Genomic DNA, 19,265 nt, shown 5'->3' on the forward strand with positions numbered 1-19,265 from the left:
CCCGCATGCCTCAAGGCGCGGACGGCCTGATGTTCTGGTTGTGCCGGAAGAGGTTGTGCGGATCGTAGCGGGTCTTTACCTGCACCAGCCGGTCGAAGTTTTCACCATAGGCCGCGCCCACCCTTGCCGACTCGTCCTGCGTCAGGAAGTTGACGTACACACCGCCCTGCGACCAGGGCTCTGTGGCCTTGAAAATGTCGCGCGTCCAGGCGATGCACCGCGCATCGTCCCCAGGATCGTCCCAGCGTCCGTGCACATTCATGGCGAACTGCGCGGACCGGTGCGGATAGGCCGTGGCGGAAACGGGCACTCGCATCGCCGCGCCGGCAATGTGGCCGAAGAAAATCTCGCATTGCGGTGACGGCACGTTCTGGACCGCCGACACGACGGCGTCGATCAGCCCGTCCTGCAGCTCACCGATGTTGTGAGACTTCCAGTAGTTGCGCGCGCCGGGCGTCAGCAAGGGATCGAACGCCTTCTGCCAGGCCGCATAAGGCATCGGCCCGAGGTGCTCGCCATAGGGTTCGCCCAAGGCCCGCACCGCCTCCAGCGCCTGCGGCCCCTTGTCCACCCCGCCCGTGTAGCACGCGGCGAAGGCGACGATGGGCTTTCCGTGCACGGACGCCGGCAAGAACGGCAGCGGCGGCGCCTGGCGCAGCACGGCCCACACGGTCAGCTCCGGCGGCATCGATGGCAATGCGTCGCGGTAGCGCGCCAGCGCCTCGCGGCCCTGTTCGAGCGGCAACACCACCAGACCGCCGTAGACCTCGGGGCCCACCGGATGCAGCTGGAATTCGAACATCGTGACCACACCGAAATTGCCGCCGCCCCCGCGCAGCGCCCAGAACAGATCCGGGTTCTCCGATTCACTGGCGCGCAGCATCTGGCCGTCGGCGGTGACGACATCCGCAGACACCAGATTGTCGATGGTCATGCCGAACCTGCGCGTCAGCCAGCCAAAACCGCCTCCCAACGTCAGGCCGGCAACGCCGGTGGTGGAATTGATGCCCAAGGGCACCGCCAGGCCGAACGCCTGCGCTTCGTGATCGAGGTCGGACAAGGTAGCGCCCGGTTCCACGTAGGCCCTGGCGCGCGCCGGATCGATGCGCACCGATTTCATGGGCGACAGGTCGATCATCATGCCGCCGTCGCAGACGGCGGTGCCCGCGATATTGTGGCCGCCGCCCCGCACGGAAATCACCAGGCCGTGTTCGCGCGCGTAGTCCACGGCACGGCGCACGTCGGCCGGCCCGGCGCATCGCGCGATGACGGCAGGCCGCCGGTCCACCGTGGCGTTCCAGATTTTTCGGGCCTCGTCGTAACCGGCATCGCCGGCCGACAGGATCTGACCCCGGGCCGCCGCCCGCAGATCGTCCAAACTACTGCTGGACAGGTTGTTCATCACACATCTCCTTGATGGCGATGTCTTTACAAACAGCGTGTAAAGCCGTCTATCTGCTGGGGCGCGACATGGGAATTGCCTCCTTGGAAAAGGGGCCATGACCCTGTGCACATGAATGCCCGGCGAACGCCGCGCGGGGGGAAGGCGGCAGACGCCCTGTGTCGTGCGCCGGAGCGTGCGTGATGGAAAAAGTATAGGCCTTTGGCCCTGCCGGCAGGCGCCCTAAGAATCGTTTTTCAGGACGCCGCGCACGTTGAGCACGGCCAATCCTAGTTGCAGCGCAATAAGCGCCCACGCGTCGTCGTGTAGCCCCCAGGCCACCCACAACACGTTGCTGGCAAGAAATACCCAGAAACCGGCCGTGCGCCGGGCAGGGCTGCGCGAGGCGACCAGCCAGGCGGCGGCAAGCGACGCCGCCATGGCCGGCCACTGCAGGAAGTCCCACAACGCGTCCAGCGTCATCGGCTACGGTTCCTGCTCAATGCACAGGACAGGATCAAGGCTTGGACCGGGCGCCCTGCCCGCGGTTGCGCTGGCTCTGCTGGTCCTGGCCAGTGCCGATCTGCGTGGTATGGCCCTCCTTTTTGGTGCGGTTCTGCGTGTCGCCGTGGCTCGCCTGCGATTGCCGGGGCGTATCGTCCTGGGTGCGGTCCGCGCCGGTCTCGTTGTGCTTGTCGTCCTTCTGCTTGGTCATGATTTGCTCCTTTCACTGACGCGGATCCGGTTGTCGACGTCGTTGACGCCGGCGCATTCCACGGTGCAATCCTCGATGTGATGCTTGATGCGGCGGTTGGGGACGGTGCCCTCCAGCACGACCCGGCCATCGGTGACCGAAACCGACACGTCGCTCACGTCCAGGCCGCTATGGGCGAGCGCCTCGCAGACGTTCTCGCGAATCCGGTCGTCCGAACGGATGTAGCCCTTGGGATCGGTCCTGCGCGATGCGCGGTCGCGCCATGCCGTCGGGCCGCGGTTGTAGCCGCCGCGCTCGGCGGTTTCGAAGGACATGGATTCCTCGCGCCAGGCCGGACGGTCGCCGTAATAGCCGCCTTCGTCGTCGCCAAAGGACGTGGGGCCGTCGTAGGACTGATCGCGCCCGTAGGCGCGGTCGCGCCCGCCCGGATATCGGCCCTGGCCGCCCGTGCCGCGGCCCTGATCGCCATATCGGCCGCGCGCGTCATGGTGGCGGTCATCGCTGCCACGCCCGCGGTCCTGCCCCTCGACCACCTGTTGACGCTGGAACGAGGGATCTTCGTTCGAGAATCCGCCGTAGCTGCTCTGGCCAGGATCCGCGCTGCGGCTGCGCACAGGCTCTCGCGTCTCGCGCGTGCCTGCCGGGCGGGTGCCTTCGCTCTGGTATCCGAACGAAGGCGCGGGATCCTGCCACGGTTCCCGCTCGCCTCGAAATGCCGGCGTGTTCCTCGGGTCTCTACTCATATCGTCTCTCCCGTTGCAAGTTGCACATCAAGCGGGCCGGGTTCGGGGACAGCTGCGCGCCCTCGCCTGCCCGCCTCGCCAGGGCAGCAAGTGCTGTGCCGGACGGAGGCGGCCGGCCGGACCGCACAAGGTCCACGCTGTATGGCCGATAGGCCAAAGGCGGTCGCGGTGCTAAGAATGGGTCATGCGGTCAGAACGCCGTGGCAAGGCCCAACAACCGCATCCGGCAACACGACACACGACATTCAGGAGATGAAATATGGCTTCAGGATCCAGGCTGTCCGATGTAATCGTAAAACTCCCCGATCGCTCCACCTGCCGCGTAGAACGGCGTTTGATCGCAAGGAGAACGCAAGAAGCATCCGGTGTCCCCATCTACGTCTGCACCCTTCCGACCGGCGAACCCGTCACGTGGCTGGGGGGAGGCAAATACCGGCTGCCGTGCGGATCGGTGGGGGTGGCGGTGGCGCACAAACCGCCTGACAGGTGACGGGGCAGGCAGTCGGCACGCGGGCGGCACGCAGCTTGCTGGCCGCCCGGGCATTCACGCCAGGAGGGACGCGAATGAATGCCATCGAACGGGTCGCCGCGTACATGCACGAGCACTCGCTGCAACTGGTGACGGCCGAGTCGTGCACGGCTGGGCTGATTGCCGCCACGCTTGCCGACATACCGGGCGCGGGCGCGTTGCTGGACTGCGCGTTCGTGACCTACTCGCCGCAGGCCAAGCAGAAGTGCCTGGGCGTGGCGGCGCGTACGCTGCAGCGCCACAATCTGACCAGTGAAGCGGTGGCCAGGGAAATGGCGCTGGGCGCCGCCCGCAACAGTCCGGCGAACGTCGCAATTTCAAACACGGGCGTCACCGACGGCACCGACCCCGACATTCCCGCCGGCACGCAGTGTTACGCATGGGTATTCAAGGCCGGCCCCGCCGATGGCGCGCCCGCCGCATACACCGAGACGACGCGTTTCGAAGGCGACCGCAACGCGATCCGGCGGGCCAGCGCGCAGCACGCGCTGGCCCGGATGATTGCCTATCACGAGCAGTGGCAGAACGGCGCCCCGGCCTCCCCGTCCGGCTCCGGGTCCGGCTGAGCGCCCTCGCTGACTGCCGCCGCGTCCCACCCTCTGCGCAGCGCGGTCGCGAATCCGCCTTCGACGCGTGAGTACGGCCGGGCGCTGGTGGTCACGCGCGGCAGGCAGGACCATGCGATGTGCGCGCCGCCGGCTTCCAGCTTGTCGACCAGGGCCTGGTCCTCGCTGCAGGTCAACGCCGCAAAGCCGCCGATGCGCCGGTACACGTGCGCCGCGACGCCCAGGTTCGCCCCGTGCACGTGCCGGTGGCCATCGCGGTCCTGGTAATGCGCGGCGAACGCACCGCGCGCCCGCTGCGCAAACGCGCCGTGCGCTTCCCATCCCGCGACCGATATCGTGCCGCACACCACCTCCGCGTTCAGGGAAAGCTGGTCGGCCAGCCAATCGGGCGACACGTTCGTGTCGGCATCGGTGAAGGCCAGCCAACGCGCGCCGGCATCCAGCAGATGATGCGCGCCGGCGGCACGCGCGACGCCCACGTTGCGCGCGTGGACCGTCAGCAGATCCACCGGCCAGCCGGCGACGATTCCCGCGGTGCGATCCACGCAGTGATCCAGCACCACCGCGATCCGCACCGCTTCGCCGCCCAGCCGCGCATGGCGCGAGGCGCGCAGTACGGCGCGCAGGCAGTCCTCGATATGGCGCTCTTCGTTGTGCGCCGGAATACACACGCCGATCATGAATCGCTTCCTTGGGGTTGTCTGCGCCATACATCCAGGCGGAACTCGGGCTCTTCGTGCCGCGCCGTGCACACCAGGCCGGGCAGCGCGCCGAGGGCGGCATGCATCGCATCCGTGGGTTGGAGACGGTCATCGAAGTCCGGGCGCCAGTGGCAGGCCACCAGTTCGCCGCCGGCACCCAGCGACGCGTCCACGCCATGCAGAAAAGCGCGAAGCGCGGCGTCGTCCAGGTAATACGCCACTTCCGACAGCACGATGAGGTCAAAGCCGTCTGGCGGCACGTCTGGCCACTGCCGCGGCAGGTCCAGCGCCAGCACCGCGACGTGGTCCAGGCCCTCGCCCGCCATGCGCTCGCCGCAACGCGCGGCTGCCGCCGGCGCGACGTCGACGGCGCAGACCTGCGCGCACCGCAGCGCCAGGCATCGGGTCAACTCCCCCGTGCCGCAACCCGGCTCGAAGGCATGGCGATAGTGTTCGCGGCCGAGCGCCGCAAGCAGCAGGCCGCGCTTGCGGCGTTCGTACCACGCGCTTGCCACGCGCCACGGGTCGGGGTCGGCGCGGTACAGCCGTTCGAAGTGATCCGCGGCTACAGCGCCCATGGCGCGCCCTCGTGGTTAAGCACCGCTTGTCCATGCGCCGCCTGGTCGCGTTCGGCATGGCTCTGACGGATGAAGACGGGCAGATCGGCCATCACCTGCGCAAAGCCGGCGTCGCGGCACAACGGCCCCGCGCCCAGCGCGCGCGCCGCCCGTTCCACCACCACGGCCGCCGCGGCCTCCACGGCCAAGCGGGCTCGCGCGCAAGCCATCGCGCACGACTGGCGCGGATGCGCATCGATCTCGGCAGCGGTCTCGCGCAGCACTGCCCGCGCCTGCGCCAGGGCGACGTCGACGGCGCCCAGATGCGCCAGGCGATGCGGATCGGCGGACGTCACGGGCAACGCCGCGCGCAGCGACTGTGCAATGTGCACCAGCCCGCCATACCAGCACGCCGCGACACCGGCGCCGCCGTGCAGGAAACCGGGGCGATCCACGTAGGCGCCCGACTTGCCCACCAGCGTGCACGGCACGTGGCTGAAGGCCACGTCGACGCTGGCCGACGCGCGCATGCCCACCGCGTGCCAGCCGGCGTCGGTCACCTTGACGCCATCCTGATCCATTGCCACCGCGACCAGACAGGGTTCTCCGGCCGGATTCCAGCCGCTGACGAGCGCGTGCGTCACGGATGCCGCGCCGGAACACCAGGCCTTGACGCCGTGCAGTAGCGCCGAACCATCGGCGCGCTGCGTGATCTGGACGCGGTGATCCGGGGGTTCGGCGCACCACACGGCCCAGCGGCTATTCGCCATCAAGGGCGCGGGCGACGCCTGCAACTCCGCCAGAATGGCGAGCGCATCGGTGTGGCCCTCGAAAAGCTTGGCCAGGCTGAGATCCGCTGCCGCCACGCGGGCCAACGCCTGCCACCGTTCGCGCGTGCGGCCCGAGGCGGGCAGCGGCAACCGGTCGCAACCCTGGTCGACAAGAATCCGCAGCCACCGCCCGGGATCGAGCGGCGCATGGGCATCTGAAAGTGCCTGATCGAGGATGTCCAGGCAGGACGGCTGAGCGGCAAGGCCGCGATGGTCTGTCATGAAGATTGGGGCACAAGGTGCGCAAGAAGATGCGCGCTGTTCAGCAAACGTCGTGCCCGTCACGGCGGGGCGTCACGGAGGGGGTGGCGACCACCCCAGCGCCAGCGCATCGCCTTCCACGCATGCGACTAACGACGCGCCCTGCCCGCCTTGCACCGGATGTCCGCCCGTGAAGTCGGAAAACGCCGGCAGCACGGTGATGCCGGGGCGCAGCCAGAAGGCCGGCCAGCTGCGCGGCACGCCCGGCACGCGCGTCTTCGGATGCACGTGGCCGGCAATGACATGCCGGCCCTGCGTGTCCGGCGTTGGCAGATGCCGGAAAAGAAATGGGCCGTCGGCCCACGCCTGCCCAAGCTGGCGCATGCCCAGCGCCGGAGCGTCCAGGGCCCGGTCGTGGTTGCCGGCCAGCACCGCCACGTCCACGCCCGCATGCGCCTCGCGCCACGCGATCCACGCATCGCGCCAGGCCGCCTGCGCGGCGGGACCGTGCAGCACGTCGCCCACGATCACCAGCTCGGTTGCCTGCGTCGCCGCGATCAGCGCCGACAAGCGATTCAAGTCATCCATCGTCGCGCCGCGCGGCACGGCGATGCCCGCCTGGCGAAACACATGGCTCTTGCCCAGATGCAAGTCGGCAATCACCAGCCGGGACCGCGCCGGCCAGTGCATGGCGCGCGCGCCCAGCAGGACGACGCGCTCGCCCGCCAGCGCCATCGCCAGGCCTGCGTCAGGCGACGCGTGCATAACGCTTCTCCAGTTGCTCGGCGGCGCGCTTGACACGCGCCTGCCACGTCTCGGTGCTGAGCTGTCCGCGCAGGCTTTCGGTCCACAGCGGAAACGACAGCGGCGTGAGCGCGCGCGGTTCGCACAAGGCCAGTTCGCGGCGCTGGCAGTCTTGCAGCGCCGCCAGCAGGCGCGGCGCCTCCAGTTGCAATTCAAAGACTTCGCGCTCCGCCTGCGCCAGCAGAAGGTGATCGGGATCGTAGCGGCGCAGCACGTCGTAGAGCAGACCGCTGGACGCCTGCACCTGCCGCAGCGAGCGCGCCGCCTGCCCCGGCAACGACGGCGTCAGCAGGCCGGCAACGCGGGCAATCTCCCGGAACTGGCGGCGCGCCATTTCGCCAAGATTCACGCCGTCGCGCAGGTCCTCGGCCATGTTGTCGGGACTGAGCAGCGCGCGCAGCAGCGCGTCGTCCAGCGCGGCAGGTTCGGCCAAGGTCAGCATCAGGCCGTAGTCATTGACGGTGTAGGAAATCGTGTTGGGCTGTCGCCGGCCCCAGCGCAGCGCGACCATTGCGGCGATGCCCTCGTGCACGGCGCGCCCGGCAAACGGAAACAGGAACAGATGCGTGCCGCGCCGCGTCTTGATGCGCTCGGCCACCAGCCGGCCGTGGTCGGGCAGCGCGCTGGCCGCTTCCTGAATCCGCAGCAGCGGCCCGACCGCACGCATTTCCGGATGGTCGCCGGGATGGGAATACAGGCTTTCCACTTCGCTCGCCAACTGCGTCGACAAGGGCATGCGGCCGCCCTGCCACGTCGCGACGGGCCCGTCGCCGGCCTTTGCGCGGCGCACGTAGGCGACCATGCCCTCCAGCCGCACCAGCTCCAGCGTGCGGCCGGCGAACTGGAAGCGGTCGCCGCGCCGCAGACGCGCCAGGAACCCTTCCTCGACGGACCCCAGGCTGCCGCCCCGCAGATACTTCACCGCCACCGCGCCGTCGGACGTAATTGTGCCGATGGACAACCGATGCCGGAAGGCGATGCGCCGGTCGTGCACGCGGTAGCAGCCATCCTCGTCGCGCACCACGCGGTGGTAGTCCGGGTACTTTGCCAGCGCGCGCCCTCCTTGCACGATGAAGTCCAGCACGGCCTGCCACGTTGCAGCGTCAAGCGTGGCGTAGGCATGCGTGCCGCGAACTTCCTCGTACAGTTCGGCGGCGTCGAACCCGCCGCCCAGCGCCAGCGTCACGGCGTGCTGGGCCAGCACGTCCAGGCTGCCGATGGGTGGCATGCGCGATTCGATCTCGCCGCGCGCAATCGCCTGGCGGGCCGCGGCATACTCGATCAATTCCAGCGCCTGCGCGGGCACACAGACGACGTTGCCCGATTCGCCCGGCCGATGCTTGGCGCGGCCGGCGCGCTGCAGCAGGCGCGCAACACCCTTGGGGCTGCCGATCTGCAGCACCTGATCCACCGCGGGGAAATCCACGCCCAGGTCCAGGCTGGACGTCGCGACCACGCAGCGCACCGTGCCGTCGCGCAGCCCTTGCTCGACCCCGGCGCGCAGCTTGGGATCCAGCGACCCGTGATGCAGGGCCAGCGTGGCCGGGGCTTCCGGCCAGATCGATTCCAGCGCGCGATGCCACAGCTCGGCCTGCGCCCGGGTGTTCGTGAACAGCAGCGTCGCGCGCACGTCGAACAGGCGCTTGAAGACGCGTTCGAGCTGCGACAGCCCCAGGTGGCCCGCCCAAGGCAGGGCGCGGCTGCGTTCCGGGAGCAAGGTCGAGATCTGGATCTTGCGCGGCTTGGCGCCCGCCACCAGCGCGCTGTCCAGCGCCTGCGGCAGCAGCACCGCTCGCGCCTGCTCCAGATTGCCCAGCGTGGCGGACAGCCCCCACGTCCTGGCGGCCGGCGACAGCTTCCGAACGCGCGCCAGGCATAGCTGCAACAGCACGCCCCGCTTGTTGCCCAGGAGCTCGTGCCATTCGTCCACCACAATGCAGCGCAACGCGCGAAAGCGCAGCGACGCATCGGCGTACGACAGCAGCAACGCCAGCGATTCGGGCGTGATGACCAGCACGTGCGCCTTGCCCTGCCGCGCCAGCCGCTTGTCACGCGCGCTGGCGTCGCCGGTGCGCAACGCGACCGTCCAGTCGATGCCCAATTCGCTCGCCGTCTGCGTCAATGCCCGCGTGGTATCGGCGGCCAGCGCGCGCAGCGGCGTCACCCACAGCACGCGTGGTCCCTCGCCCGCTGCCGCGCGCACCGGTGTGTCGTCTTCAAGCGCTTCGAGCAGCGGGCCGCCAAATGCCGCCAATGTCTTGCCGCTGCCCGTCGGCGTGTGCAGCAACCCCGACTCGCCATCCAGATAACGGCGCCATGTTTCGCGCTGAAAAGGCGCGGGCTTCCAGCCCCGTGTCTTGAACCACGCGATCAGCGGCGCGTCCCTGCCCCGGGCCCCGCCACTCATCGCGCCAGCGCCTTCAGGGTGTCAAGCTGATCGGCCTCGCCCGCAGGCTTGTCGTGCCGCCAGCGCAGGATGCGCGGAAAGCGCACCGCCACGCCGGACTTGTGCCGTTTGGACAGGTTGACACCCTCAAAGCCCAGTTCGAAGACCTGCACCGGCTCGACCGAGCGCACCGGCCCGAAGCGCTCGCGCGTGTGGGCGCGCAGCCAGCGATCCAGTTCCAGGATCTCTTTGTCGTCCAGGCCGGAATAGGCCTTGGCGATCGGCACCAGCGCATCGCCATCCCACAGCCCGAAGGTGTAGTCGGTGTAGAGCGTGCTGCGCCGGCCATGACCGGATTGCGCGTACAACAGCACGGCGTCGATGGTGAGCGGATCGATCTTCCACTTCCACCAGTCACCGCGCCGCCGCCCGCTTTGATAGGGCGCGCTGCGGCGCTTGAGCATGAAGCCCTCGACACCGCGCTCGCGCGATTCCGCGCGCAGTGCGTGGGCCTCGTCCCAGTCCGTGGGCGCCACGGCCGGCGACATGCGCAACCTCGGATCGGGGTGGCGGCGCAGCAGCGCTTCCAGACGCTCACGCCGCTCTGCCTGCGGCAATTCGCGCAGGTCCTCGCCTTCCAGTTCAAGCAGGTCGTACGCCAGCATCTGCACGGGCGCCTCGGCCAGCCACTTGGGGCCGGGCTTTAAGCGCTGGATACGGGTTTGCAGTGCTGAAAACGGCATGGGGTCCGCCTGGCCATCCTGCCAGGCCAGCAACTCGCCATCGATGACGCAGTCCACGTTCAGCGCGGCGGCGGCCGCTTCCACTTCCGGAAAACGCCCGTCCAGCCGCTCTTCGCCGCGCGACCACAGCGACACTTCGCCGTGGCGCCGGATCAGCTGCGCGCGGATCCCATCCCACTTCCATTCCAGCAGCCACTCGTCGATGGGTCCCAGAATGGCCGGCTCGCCTTCAAGCGGCGAGGCCAGGAAGAAGGGGTAAGGCTGCTGGCGATCCCCGGGCAGCTCTTCGACGCTGAGCAAGTCGCGCAGGAACGCCGGGCTGGGGGACCACGCGCCGAGCATGCGCTGCGCGATGCGGGCGATGGGCACCCCCGACATCTCGGCCAGCGCCTGCTGCACCATGCGCTGCGACACCCCGACGCGCAGCGCGCCGGTCAGCAACTTGTTGAACACGAGACGTTCGGCATAGGGCAGGCCCAGCCACGCCGACACGACGACCTCGCGCCGCTCGATCTCGTCGCGATTGGCCACGGGCAGCAAGACCTCTTCGATCCAATCGGCCAGCCCGCGATCGGGCGCGGCCTGTACCGGATCCGGCACCAGCAACGCCAACGTTTCGGCCAGATCGCCGACCTGGTCATAGCAGGCGTCCAGCAGCCACGGCGCCGTGCCGGAGGCGTCGGCCGCCCAGGCGCGCAGCTCGCCCACGCCGGCAATCTTCTTGCGCGCGCTGGTGATCTTGCCGCCCGCCAGCAGATACAGCGCCCAGACCGCGTCGCGCGGCGGCGCATCGCGGAAGTACGCCACCAGCGCCGCGCGCTTGTCCAAGGTGGCGGTGCTGCGGTCAAGCTCCTGATACAACCCCGCGAATCGCTTCATGCCTGCGTCCGTTCCCCTGTCGATGATCCAGGATGTTCGTGTCCGTCCTAGTCGTCTTCTCCGTACTGCGTCGCCAGCGTCTCCGCGGCGATGCCCGAATCATTCAGCGTCCGCACCAGCGCCTCGGTATCGCCGTGCGTGGCGATGACCCGCTTGGCGCCGGTGTCGCGGATCGTGCGCACCAGATCGGGCCAATCCGCATGGTCCGACACCACGAAACCCCGATCCATGTTGCGCCGCCGCCGATTGCCCCGCAGCCGCATCCACCCGGACGCAAACCCGTGCTGCGCCTTGCGAAAGCGCCGCAGCCACGGGCTGCCGGCAGCTGACGGCGGCGCAAGGATCAGCTCCCCAGCAAATCCCGTGCCCGAGGCGGCGGGGCCGTCCGCGTCGATGACCAGCCGCGTCTCGGCCAGCGGCACGCCCGCCTTGCGGTATACGTCCACGCCCGCGGCGATCGCGCCATGCAGGTAGACCGGGCGGTCGATGAACGGGATCAATTCCGCAAGCACGCGCTGCGCTTTGCCTAACGCATAGCAATACAGAATGGCCGCCTCGCCGCGCGCGGCGCAGTGGTCACGCCACTGCACGATGTCGCGCGCCACGTCCGAGGCGCTGGGCCAGCGGTAGATGGGCAATCCAAAGGTGGCCTCGGTGATGAAGGTGTCGCACGGCACGACTTCAAAGGGGCTGCATGTGGGATCGGGCTGGCGCTTGTAATCGCCGGACACGACCCAGACTTCGCCACCGACTTCGATGCGCACTTGCGCCGATCCCAGCACGTGGCCGGCCGGATGCAGTGACACGCGCGCGTCGCCCAACGTGAAGGTCTCGCCGTACGCATGGACCCGGTAATCCTGGTCGCCCAGACGCCATTGCAGAATGGGCAAGCCTTCGGCGCTGGTGTGATAGCGGCCCATGCCCGAACGCGCATGATCGCCGTGACCATGCGTCAGCACGGCCACGTCCACCGGCCGCCAGGGATCGATATGAAAGCCGCCGGCCGGACAGTACAGCCCTTCCGGACGCAATTGCACGATGTCGCGCATGGCACCTCCCGATCGGCGCGGCGCAAAGGGTTCGCGGCCGCTTGCCTTGGTTATACCCCGCGCCGCCGCGGGAAATCCGCGCCAAACGCGCGCCGCTAACATCCGATGAGAATTTAAAACTTCAGTTGCAGACGAGGGGCGTCGCCAGCAAGTAGTGTGTAGCGGTGGCTCAAAGGAGAAAATATGCGTACAAATCACATCCTCACCATCATTGCCCTGGTCGTCGTGGTTTCGATCGCCGTGTCGGTCGTACCCTGGTAGGTAGCTAGCGACGAGGCCGGGCATGCCACGGAACCTTCATGCCCGCTGCCTTACCGCCCGCCTTGATCGAACAGACGCTGCGCGCCGTGGCGCGCCGTTACCACGTTGCGGCGATGTCCGCACCCACGCGCGGGCTTGAAGATTCCGACCCGGCGGCGGCGCTTGCCGCCGCCATCGAAGCAGGCCGCACGGCGCTGACTTCCGGCGCCGAGCCGCGGCGCGAACATCAGCATCTCTTTGTCATTGCGCTGTCGCGGTTGATCCGTGATGCCCTGCGGGACCCGGGCGGAGATCCCGTTTTCCAGGCCATGGTCCTGCGCCATCAAAGTTCGCAGGTGCGCGAACATGCTTCGCTATCGGCGCACGCGGGCGCGGACCGGCGCGCCGTGCGCACGGCGGTGGCTGCGTTTGCGCATGCCGGCAAGCGTCGCCGGATGCCCGCCGGGCCGTTGGCCGATGCGCTCGCGGACTTGGATGGCGCCTGCGCCGCCGGCGATTGGCGCGTTCTGACGCAAGGCGTGCAAGCCCTGCATTGCGCACTGGCGTCCGATGAAGAGGCGGACGCGGCGCTTGCCGGTCAACTGGAGGCGTTGCTTCGCGACCCCGCCTTGGCGCGTCTGCGGCGGCAGGACGACTTGGCGTCCGATCCGCAAGTTCAACGCTATCAATCCCTGTGGCAGCGCCAAGGCCCGCGCACCGGCACGGCCGAGGCCGCCGCCCAGGGGCTGGACGCGCGGCGCCGCGGTGTGGCCGTCGAGGCGCGCGCGCAAGCGTCAATTGCCGCGCTGGCCCAACACCTTGCGCAGGCGGCTGGCGAGACCTATCGGGTGGCGACGTGCCTGCGCGTGCCGGCATCGATACCCGGCAATGCCGACCGCGCCAAGAGCGAATGGGACGTGGCCCTGCTGCGCCAGTCGGGTGGCGATGCGGCGGACCCGGTCTGGGACGTGTGTCTGCTGGTGGAGGCCAAGGCTTCCACGGATGCCGCCACCACGGATCTGCCGCGGTTGCTGCGGGGCCTGCGGCTGCTCAAGCATGCCGATGCGCAGACCACTTATGTGTTCGACAGCCATCAGGGGCCCCTGCGGCTGCGCGGCGCGGCGCTGGCCGCGCTGCCGGCGGACCCGGACGAACTGGCCAGCAAGATCCTGTATTTCTCGGACGCGCCCGCAGAAACCGCGCCCCGGCTGCTCAGCGCCGCGAGCCGCATGCAGCTGCTGTCCGCGCAAGAAAGTCTGGACTATGCCAGCCAGACGATTGCGGGCGAAGCGCCAGATTCGCAGACGCTTGCGCCGCTATGCCATCAACTGCTTGCGCAGCCACGCTGGAGCCCCGTGCTCAATCAGTTTCCGTGCTTGCAGCAGGTGCGGGCGTTGATGGTGCATGCCGACGATCTTGAGGCGGCCATCGCGCGGTTGGGTCAGGACGGCGTAAAAGCCTGATCGCTCGCGGCGGGAAGCGTCCCGCCCCAGTCCCGCGCATGCCGCTCGATGTGCTCGCGGATGAAGTCGGCAAGCACGCGCGTGGCCATCGACGGAAAGCGGTTCGGTGCAGTCAGCAGATAGATGGCATCGCCCACGCCCTCGGGCTCGAACGTGGGCAACACCTGAACCAGCGTCTGATCGCGCAGCATTTCCCACACGGCGTAGCGCGGCAGCAGCGCCACGCCCAGGCCCGCCAGCACCGCGTCGCGCAGGAACGGATAATCGCCCGACTGCAGCCGCGGCGCCACACGCAGGATCAACGGATCGCCGTGCGCCTGCTTGAGCCGCAGATCGAAGCGCCGGCCCAGCGATTGCGGCGCGATGAGGTCGCAACGGCCCAACTGTTCGATGTGCTGCACCGGCCCGTTGCGCGCCAGGAAGCCGGGCGATGCGCACAGGCACCACTGGATGCCGCATAGCCGCCGCGCCACGTGATCCTCGGGCGGAGACGAGGTGATCTTGAGCGCAATGTCGACCTCGGCGGAGATCAGGTCGCCGATGCCGTCGTTGATGTGCACGCGCAGCGCGATGTCGGGATGGGCGCGCGCGAATTCCAGCAGCACCGGCGCCAGATAAAGATGGCCCAGTCCCGTGGGCAGGCGGATGCGCACGTCGCCGCGCACCGCGCCATCGAGGCTGTCGATGGCCGCCTGCACCGCGCGCATCTCGTCCAGCAGCCGGATGCCGTGCTGGTACAGCAACTGCCCCGCCTGCGTCAGTTCGACATGGCGGGTGGTGCGCCGGAACAGTTGCGCGCCCAGATCGAGTTCCAGCCGCTTTAGCCGATGCGACATGTTCGACCGCGTCATGCCGCAACGCTGGGCGGCCGCGCTGAGATTGCGCGACTCGACCATCGCGACAAAAAGCCTGACGAGGTTCAGGTCCGGCATATTGTCAATCATGATTCACCATTCCCGGCACAAACCGATGGATTGTCCAATGCGTCGGCCGAGTCTAGCATCGTCTTCATTGCCCAAGACCCCTTGCCGAGGAGCGCCCGATCCCCATGCCGACCCCGCCCATTGACGCTTCTTGCGGCCCCTACGCCGGGCTGCGTGTGCTGGACCTGAGCCAGGGCATCGCGGGCCCATACTGCGCGCAGATCCTGTGGCAGCAAGGCGCCGACGTCATGAAGGTGGAGCCGCCGGACGGCGACTGGGGCCGGCACGTGGGCGTTGTGCGCGACGACCAGAGCGCGCTGTCCATCGCCTACAACGCCGGCAAGCGCGGCGTGTGCGTGGACGCGCGCCAGCCGCGCGGCAAGGCGCTTCTGGCGGAGCTGGCGCAACGCGCGGACCTGGTGATCCAGAACTTCCGGCCGGGCGTGGCCGAGCGCATGGGGGTGGGCTACGACAGCCTCGCGGCGCGTTGCCCCGGTCTCGTCTACGTGTCCATCAGCGGTTACGGACCGGACGGCCCCTATGCCAACGCGCCGGCTTCGGATTCGGTGATGCAGGCCGACAGCGGCCTGATGTTCGCCAACCAGACGCCCGCGGGCGAGCCCCGCCGCATCGGCCTCTTGATGGCAGACATCGCCACCGCGCTGTACGCCGTGCAGGCCGCCAGTGCGGCGCTCTACCAACAGGCGCGCAGCGGCCGCGGCCAGCATGTGCAGCTCAGTCTGCTTGCCGCCTGCGCGGCCTTGCAGGTGAACGACATTCTTGCCTACGGCATCGCGGGGCAGCGCGAGGCGGTGGCGGTCAGCGCGCCCAATGGCGTGTTCGACACCGCCGACGCGCGCCTGTCGGTGCTGGCGCTGAACAACGATCAGTTCGCGCGCTTGTGCCGCGCGCTGGAGCGGACCGATTGGCTTGCCGATCCGGCCCTGTCCACCAACGCGGGGCGCATGGCGCAGCGCGATCGCCTGCATCGGGAAATGGCCGAGCAACTGGCGCTGCATCCCGCCGCGCACTGGGTGGAACGCCTGACGCGCGAAGACGTGCTGCATGCTCGCGTGCGCGATTACGACGGTCTGGCCGCGCATCCGCAGGCCGCGCACCTGGGATTGCTGGAACCGCTGGCGCAGCCGGGCGGCGAGCCGCTGCCCTATGCGCGCGCAGCCGGCGCCTTGTCGCGCCGGCCCCTTGCCGCCGCGCCCGCGGTCGGTGAGCACACGGTCGAGGCGCTGACCGATTGGGGCGTGCCGCGCGGGCAGATCCAGGCCCTGCTTGAGGCCGGCGTGCTGCGCCAGGCTGCTTGCAGCAAGGAGGCCGTCTGATGCGCGCCCTGGTCTGCCATCGCCACGGTCCGGTCGAGGACGTCGTGCCCGGCGAGCTTGCCGACGCGCCCGCCCCCGCCCCCGACGAGGTCACCATCGCCATCGAGCATGCGAGCGTCAGCCATGCAACCAAGCTGCTGATCGAGGGGCGCTATCAAAGCCGCCCGCCCCTGCCCTTTGCGCCCGGCACGGAGGCCGCCGGCCGCGTCATCGCCTGCGGCGCCAAGGTCACGCGCCTCAAGCCCGGCGACAGGGTGGTGGCGCTGGCGCGCTGGGGCTGCTACGCCGAACGCCTGACCGTGCCCGAATACACCGTCTATCCGGTGCCCGAGGACTTGCCGCTCCTGACCGCGCTGCCCATCCCGATTTCGTACGGCACCGCCTGGACAGCGCTGCTCTGGCGCGCCGCCATGCAGCCCGGCGAGACGGTGCTGGTGCTGGGCGCCGGCTCCGGCGTGGGGCTGGCGGCCGTCGAGATTGCGTCGGCACTGGGCGCGAACGTGATCGCCTGCGCCAGCACGCCGGAAAAGCGCCAGGCCGCGCTGGACGCCGGCGCGGCCCATGCGTTCGCCGCCGACGCGCACATGCCGCAGGCCGTCAAGGCAGCCAGCCAAGGGCATGGCGCGGACGTGGTGCTGGACGCCGTGGGCGGCGACGCTTTCGAACACAGCGTGCGCGCCGCGGCGGCCAACGCGCGCATGGTGTCGGTGGGTTTCGCCAGCGGCCGCATTCCCGACGTGCCGCTGAACCTGCTGCTTGTGAAGAACATTGCCCTGCATGGGTTTTTCTTTGGCCGCTACATCGGCTGGACGCCCGCGGACGAACGCATCGTCCACGCGCCCGCCGTGCAGCGGACCATGTCCACCCTCTTCGACTGGGCCCGCCGCCAGCGGATCCGGCCGGCTGTAACGGCGATCTATCCGATCACCGGTCTTGCCGCAGCACTCGCCGCCCTGGAAAGCCGACAAGTCGTCGGCAAGGTGGCGATCACAATAACGACGGAGACAACCCCATGCGTACCCACGACTTCCGGCGCGCCGCCTGGCCGCGCCGCGCCCGCGCAGCGATCGATGTAGCGCCCCGCATTCGCCAGCTTGCTGCCTTGGCCCTGGCGGCCAGTTGCGCCTGCTTTACGGTCGCGGCGCAGGCTGCCGATGCCTACCCCAGCAAGCCCATCACCATGGTGGTGCCCTACCCGCCGGGCGGCCCGACCGATATCGTGGCGCGGCTGGTGGCCGCGGAAATGTCCAAGACCATCGGCCAGAGCATCGTCGTCGACAACAAGCCGGGCGCCAGCGGCATGATCGGCGCGGACCTGGTGGCGCGCGCCGCGCCCGACGGCTACACGTTCCTGGCCAACGCCTCGCTGCATGTCATCAACCCGTACATCTACGCGTCGATGCGCTATGACGCCTTCAAGGATTTCGTGCCCATCACGCAGCTGGCGGACGTGCCGCTGGTGCTGGTGGTGCCGCAGACGTCCAAGGTGCGGACCGTGCAGGACCTGGTGGCGCAGGGTAAGACCCAGCCGCTGAACTTCGGTTCGGCCGGTTCGGCGTCTGCGCAGCAGCTTGCGGGCGAGTCCTTCAAGGTGCGCACCGGCCTGCCGATGCAGCACGTGCCCTACAAAGGCAGCGCGCCCGCGCTGACGGATCTGGTGGGCGGACAGATTCAGCTGATGTTCGATTCCATGCCGTCGGCCATGCCCTTCATCAAGTCCGGCAAGCTGCGCGCGGTGGCGGTCACGACAAGCCGGCGCGTGGATGAGCTGCCCGACGTGCCCACGATGGCCGAGTCCGGATTTCCGGGCTTTGACATCAGCACCTGGTACGGCCTGTGGGCGCCCAAAGGCACGCCACCGGCCATCGTGGCCAAGCTGTCCGAACACGCGGCCCGGGCGCTTAGCCAGCCCAATGTCGTGACGCAGTATGCGGGCCTGGGCGCCAAGCCGGTGGGATCGGACCCCGCGACGTTTGCCCGATTCAACGTGTCGGAAGGCGAAAAGTGGCGGGACATCGTCAAGGCGGCGCAAATCAAGCCGCAGTAGTGGGAAAGGCGGGCCGCAAAGACCTTCGGACCGGACGCGGGCACGCGCGGCGCGGGTAATCCCCCATAAGCAGCGCCGCGCCGCTGGATAAGAATTCATGGTTTGCGAGCCAACCAGTCCAGAGGTCCCAGGCATGAAGGCGTTCTTTCACGACGATCAAAAGCTTCACCATCCGCAGACCTATTTTTCGCGCGGCAAGATGCGCACGCCGCAGGAGGTGCCGTCGCGGCTGGACGGCCTGGTGCAGGCGGCGCGCAAGCTGGGCTTCGACGTCCAGGCGCCGGCCGACGACGGGGCGGGCGCAATCGCGGCGGTGCACAGCCTGGATTACCTGCGCTTTCTGCAGGATGCGCATGAAGACTGGATGAAGCTGCCCGGAGACTGGGGCGGCGAGGTCGTGTCGAACGTCTTCGTGCGCGAGCCCAACGCGCTGCGTGGCGTGCTGGCCAAGGCCGGGCGGTACCTGGCCGACGGCAGTTGCCCGGTTGGCCCGAAGACCTGGCATTCGGCCTACTGGTCGGCGCAATGCGCCATCGCCGGCGCCGATGCGCTGCTGGCCGGCGACCGCAGCGCCTACGCCATCTGCCGCCCGCCCGGCCACCATGCGCGGCGCGATGCCGCGGGCGGCTTCTGCTACCTGAACAACGCCGCCATCGCCGCCCAGCGGCTGACCCGCCGGTTTCCCCGCGTCGCCATCCTGGACACCGACATGCACCACGGCCAGGGCATCCAGGAAATCTTCTACGAACGAAGCGACGTGCTGTACGTCTCCATCCATGGCGATCCCGAGAACTTCTACCCTGTGGTGGCGGGCTTCGAGGACGAACGCGGCGCCGGCGCGGGCTATGGCTACAACATCAACCTGCCCATGCCGCACGGCTCGCCGGAATCCGTGTTCTTCGAGCGGCTGTCGCAGGCGCGCCGTGCGATCGCATTGTTCCAGCCCAACGCCCTGGTGCTGTCGCTGGGCTTTGACATTTTCGAGAAGGATCCCCAGGCCATGGTGAGCGTGACGGAAGACGGCTTCGAGCGCCTGGGCCGCGAGGTCGGCGGCCTGAGCCTGCCCACACTGATCGTGCAGGAAGGGGGCTATTACATCGATGGGCTGGAATCGAATGCGACGCGTTTTTTTGCGGGGCTGACGGGCGCTGGGCGCTAGGCGGCTGCCCCG

The 19,265-nt window shown here is 68.9% G+C and carries 18 protein-coding genes; 6 read left to right on the forward strand and 12 right to left on the reverse strand.

All coding sequences use genetic code 11. From position 1 onward, the window contains the following. Positions 1–10: 10 nt before the first annotated feature. The 4 genes from QEP15_RS18180 to QEP15_RS18195 form a co-directional block, all read right to left on the reverse strand. Entirely contained in the window at positions 11–1,402 is a 1,392-nt protein-coding gene (locus tag QEP15_RS18180; protein ID WP_253857960.1) for an FAD-binding oxidoreductase, read from the reverse strand. A gap of 222 nt (positions 1,403–1,624) precedes the next feature. Beyond that, positions 1,625–1,864 carry a hypothetical protein gene (locus QEP15_RS18185; protein ID WP_369818539.1) on the reverse strand — a complete coding sequence of 80 codons (240 nt, stop codon included), beginning with the start codon at positions 1,862–1,864 and terminating at the stop codon, positions 1,625–1,627. A 34-nt stretch (positions 1,865–1,898) separates the two neighbouring features. Next, complete coding sequence (locus QEP15_RS18190; protein ID WP_152385122.1) at positions 1,899–2,096, reverse strand: hypothetical protein; 198 nt, start codon at positions 2,094–2,096, stop codon at positions 1,899–1,901. Further along, positions 2,093–2,839, reverse strand: coding sequence for a BON domain-containing protein (locus QEP15_RS18195; RefSeq protein ID WP_280147826.1), 747 nt, complete (start codon positions 2,837–2,839; stop codon positions 2,093–2,095). The genes QEP15_RS18190 and QEP15_RS18195 overlap by 4 nt, the downstream gene beginning before the upstream one ends. A 564-nt stretch (positions 2,840–3,403) precedes the next feature. Between QEP15_RS18195 and QEP15_RS18200 the strand changes: the two genes are divergently transcribed. Beyond that, entirely contained in the window at positions 3,404–3,934 is a 531-nt protein-coding gene (locus tag QEP15_RS18200) for a CinA family protein (RefSeq protein WP_280147827.1), read from the forward strand. On the opposite strand, the gene QEP15_RS18205 is transcribed toward QEP15_RS18200, so the two are convergent. From QEP15_RS18205 to QEP15_RS18235, 7 genes are all read right to left on the reverse strand, one after another. Next, positions 3,877–4,614: a glycosyltransferase family 2 protein gene (locus QEP15_RS18205; protein WP_217618659.1), complete on the reverse strand. Its 738-nt coding sequence runs from the start codon at positions 4,612–4,614 to the stop codon at positions 3,877–3,879. The genes QEP15_RS18200 and QEP15_RS18205 overlap by 58 nt on opposite strands. Beyond that, positions 4,611–5,213 (reverse strand): SAM-dependent methyltransferase, encoded by a 603-nt coding sequence (locus tag QEP15_RS18210; protein ID WP_152385126.1) that lies wholly within the window; start codon positions 5,211–5,213, stop codon positions 4,611–4,613. The genes QEP15_RS18205 and QEP15_RS18210 overlap by 4 nt, the downstream gene beginning before the upstream one ends. After that, positions 5,201–6,244 carry an acyl-CoA/acyl-ACP dehydrogenase gene (locus tag QEP15_RS18215; RefSeq protein ID WP_152385127.1) on the reverse strand — a complete coding sequence of 348 codons (1,044 nt, stop codon included), beginning with the start codon at positions 6,242–6,244 and terminating at the stop codon, positions 5,201–5,203. Before QEP15_RS18215 ends, QEP15_RS18210 begins: the two co-directional genes overlap by 13 nt. A 72-nt stretch (positions 6,245–6,316) precedes the next feature. Further along, the gene (gene pdeM, locus QEP15_RS18220; protein ID WP_253857966.1) at positions 6,317–6,988 is read right to left on the reverse strand and encodes a ligase-associated DNA damage response endonuclease PdeM; all 672 of its coding nucleotides are present in this window, start codon (positions 6,986–6,988) and stop codon (positions 6,317–6,319) included. Then, on the reverse strand, positions 6,972–9,434 hold the full coding sequence (locus QEP15_RS18225) for a ligase-associated DNA damage response DEXH box helicase (protein ID WP_175157045.1): 2,463 nt from the start codon (positions 9,432–9,434) through the stop codon (positions 6,972–6,974). Before QEP15_RS18225 ends, pdeM begins: the two co-directional genes overlap by 17 nt. Next, the gene (locus QEP15_RS18230; protein ID WP_175157046.1) at positions 9,431–11,035 is read right to left on the reverse strand and encodes an ATP-dependent DNA ligase; all 1,605 of its coding nucleotides are present in this window, start codon (positions 11,033–11,035) and stop codon (positions 9,431–9,433) included. The genes QEP15_RS18225 and QEP15_RS18230 overlap by 4 nt, the downstream gene beginning before the upstream one ends. Before the next feature lie 47 nt (positions 11,036–11,082). After that, entirely contained in the window at positions 11,083–12,084 is a 1,002-nt protein-coding gene (locus tag QEP15_RS18235; RefSeq protein WP_152385131.1) for a ligase-associated DNA damage response exonuclease, read from the reverse strand. 299 nt (positions 12,085–12,383) lie between these two features. Between QEP15_RS18235 and QEP15_RS18240 the strand changes: the two genes are divergently transcribed. Beyond that, the gene (locus tag QEP15_RS18240) at positions 12,384–13,787 is read left to right on the forward strand and encodes a 3-deoxy-D-arabino-heptulosonate 7-phosphate synthase (protein WP_280147828.1); all 1,404 of its coding nucleotides are present in this window, start codon (positions 12,384–12,386) and stop codon (positions 13,785–13,787) included. Here the strand turns inward: QEP15_RS18240 and QEP15_RS18245 are convergent. Further along, complete coding sequence (locus QEP15_RS18245; RefSeq protein ID WP_180100665.1) at positions 13,766–14,731, reverse strand: LysR family transcriptional regulator; 966 nt, start codon at positions 14,729–14,731, stop codon at positions 13,766–13,768. The two genes, QEP15_RS18240 and QEP15_RS18245, sit on opposite strands and share 22 nt — an antisense overlap. A 104-nt stretch (positions 14,732–14,835) precedes the next feature. Here QEP15_RS18245 and QEP15_RS18250 point away from each other — a divergent pair, with 104 nt between their 5' ends. The 4 genes from QEP15_RS18250 to QEP15_RS18265 all read left to right on the forward strand — a co-directional run bounded on the left by QEP15_RS18250 (position 14,836) and on the right by QEP15_RS18265 (position 19,253). Next, on the forward strand, positions 14,836–16,047 hold the full coding sequence (locus QEP15_RS18250; protein ID WP_280147829.1) for a CaiB/BaiF CoA transferase family protein: 1,212 nt from the start codon (positions 14,836–14,838) through the stop codon (positions 16,045–16,047). After that, the gene (locus QEP15_RS18255) at positions 16,047–17,123 is read left to right on the forward strand and encodes an NADPH:quinone oxidoreductase family protein (RefSeq protein WP_180100666.1); all 1,077 of its coding nucleotides are present in this window, start codon (positions 16,047–16,049) and stop codon (positions 17,121–17,123) included. Before QEP15_RS18250 ends, QEP15_RS18255 begins: the two co-directional genes overlap by 1 nt. Then, entirely contained in the window at positions 17,060–18,094 is a 1,035-nt protein-coding gene (locus tag QEP15_RS18260) for a Bug family tripartite tricarboxylate transporter substrate binding protein (protein WP_280147830.1), read from the forward strand. The genes QEP15_RS18255 and QEP15_RS18260 overlap by 64 nt, the downstream gene beginning before the upstream one ends. 133 nt (positions 18,095–18,227) lie before the next feature. Next, positions 18,228–19,253: a histone deacetylase family protein gene (locus tag QEP15_RS18265; RefSeq protein WP_152385137.1), complete on the forward strand. Its 1,026-nt coding sequence runs from the start codon at positions 18,228–18,230 to the stop codon at positions 19,251–19,253. The last annotated feature ends 12 nt before the right edge of the window (positions 19,254–19,265 follow it).

The organism is Achromobacter mucicolens, assembly GCF_029866465.1.
Lineage (GTDB): Bacteria > Pseudomonadota > Gammaproteobacteria > Burkholderiales > Burkholderiaceae_B > Achromobacter > Achromobacter mucicolens.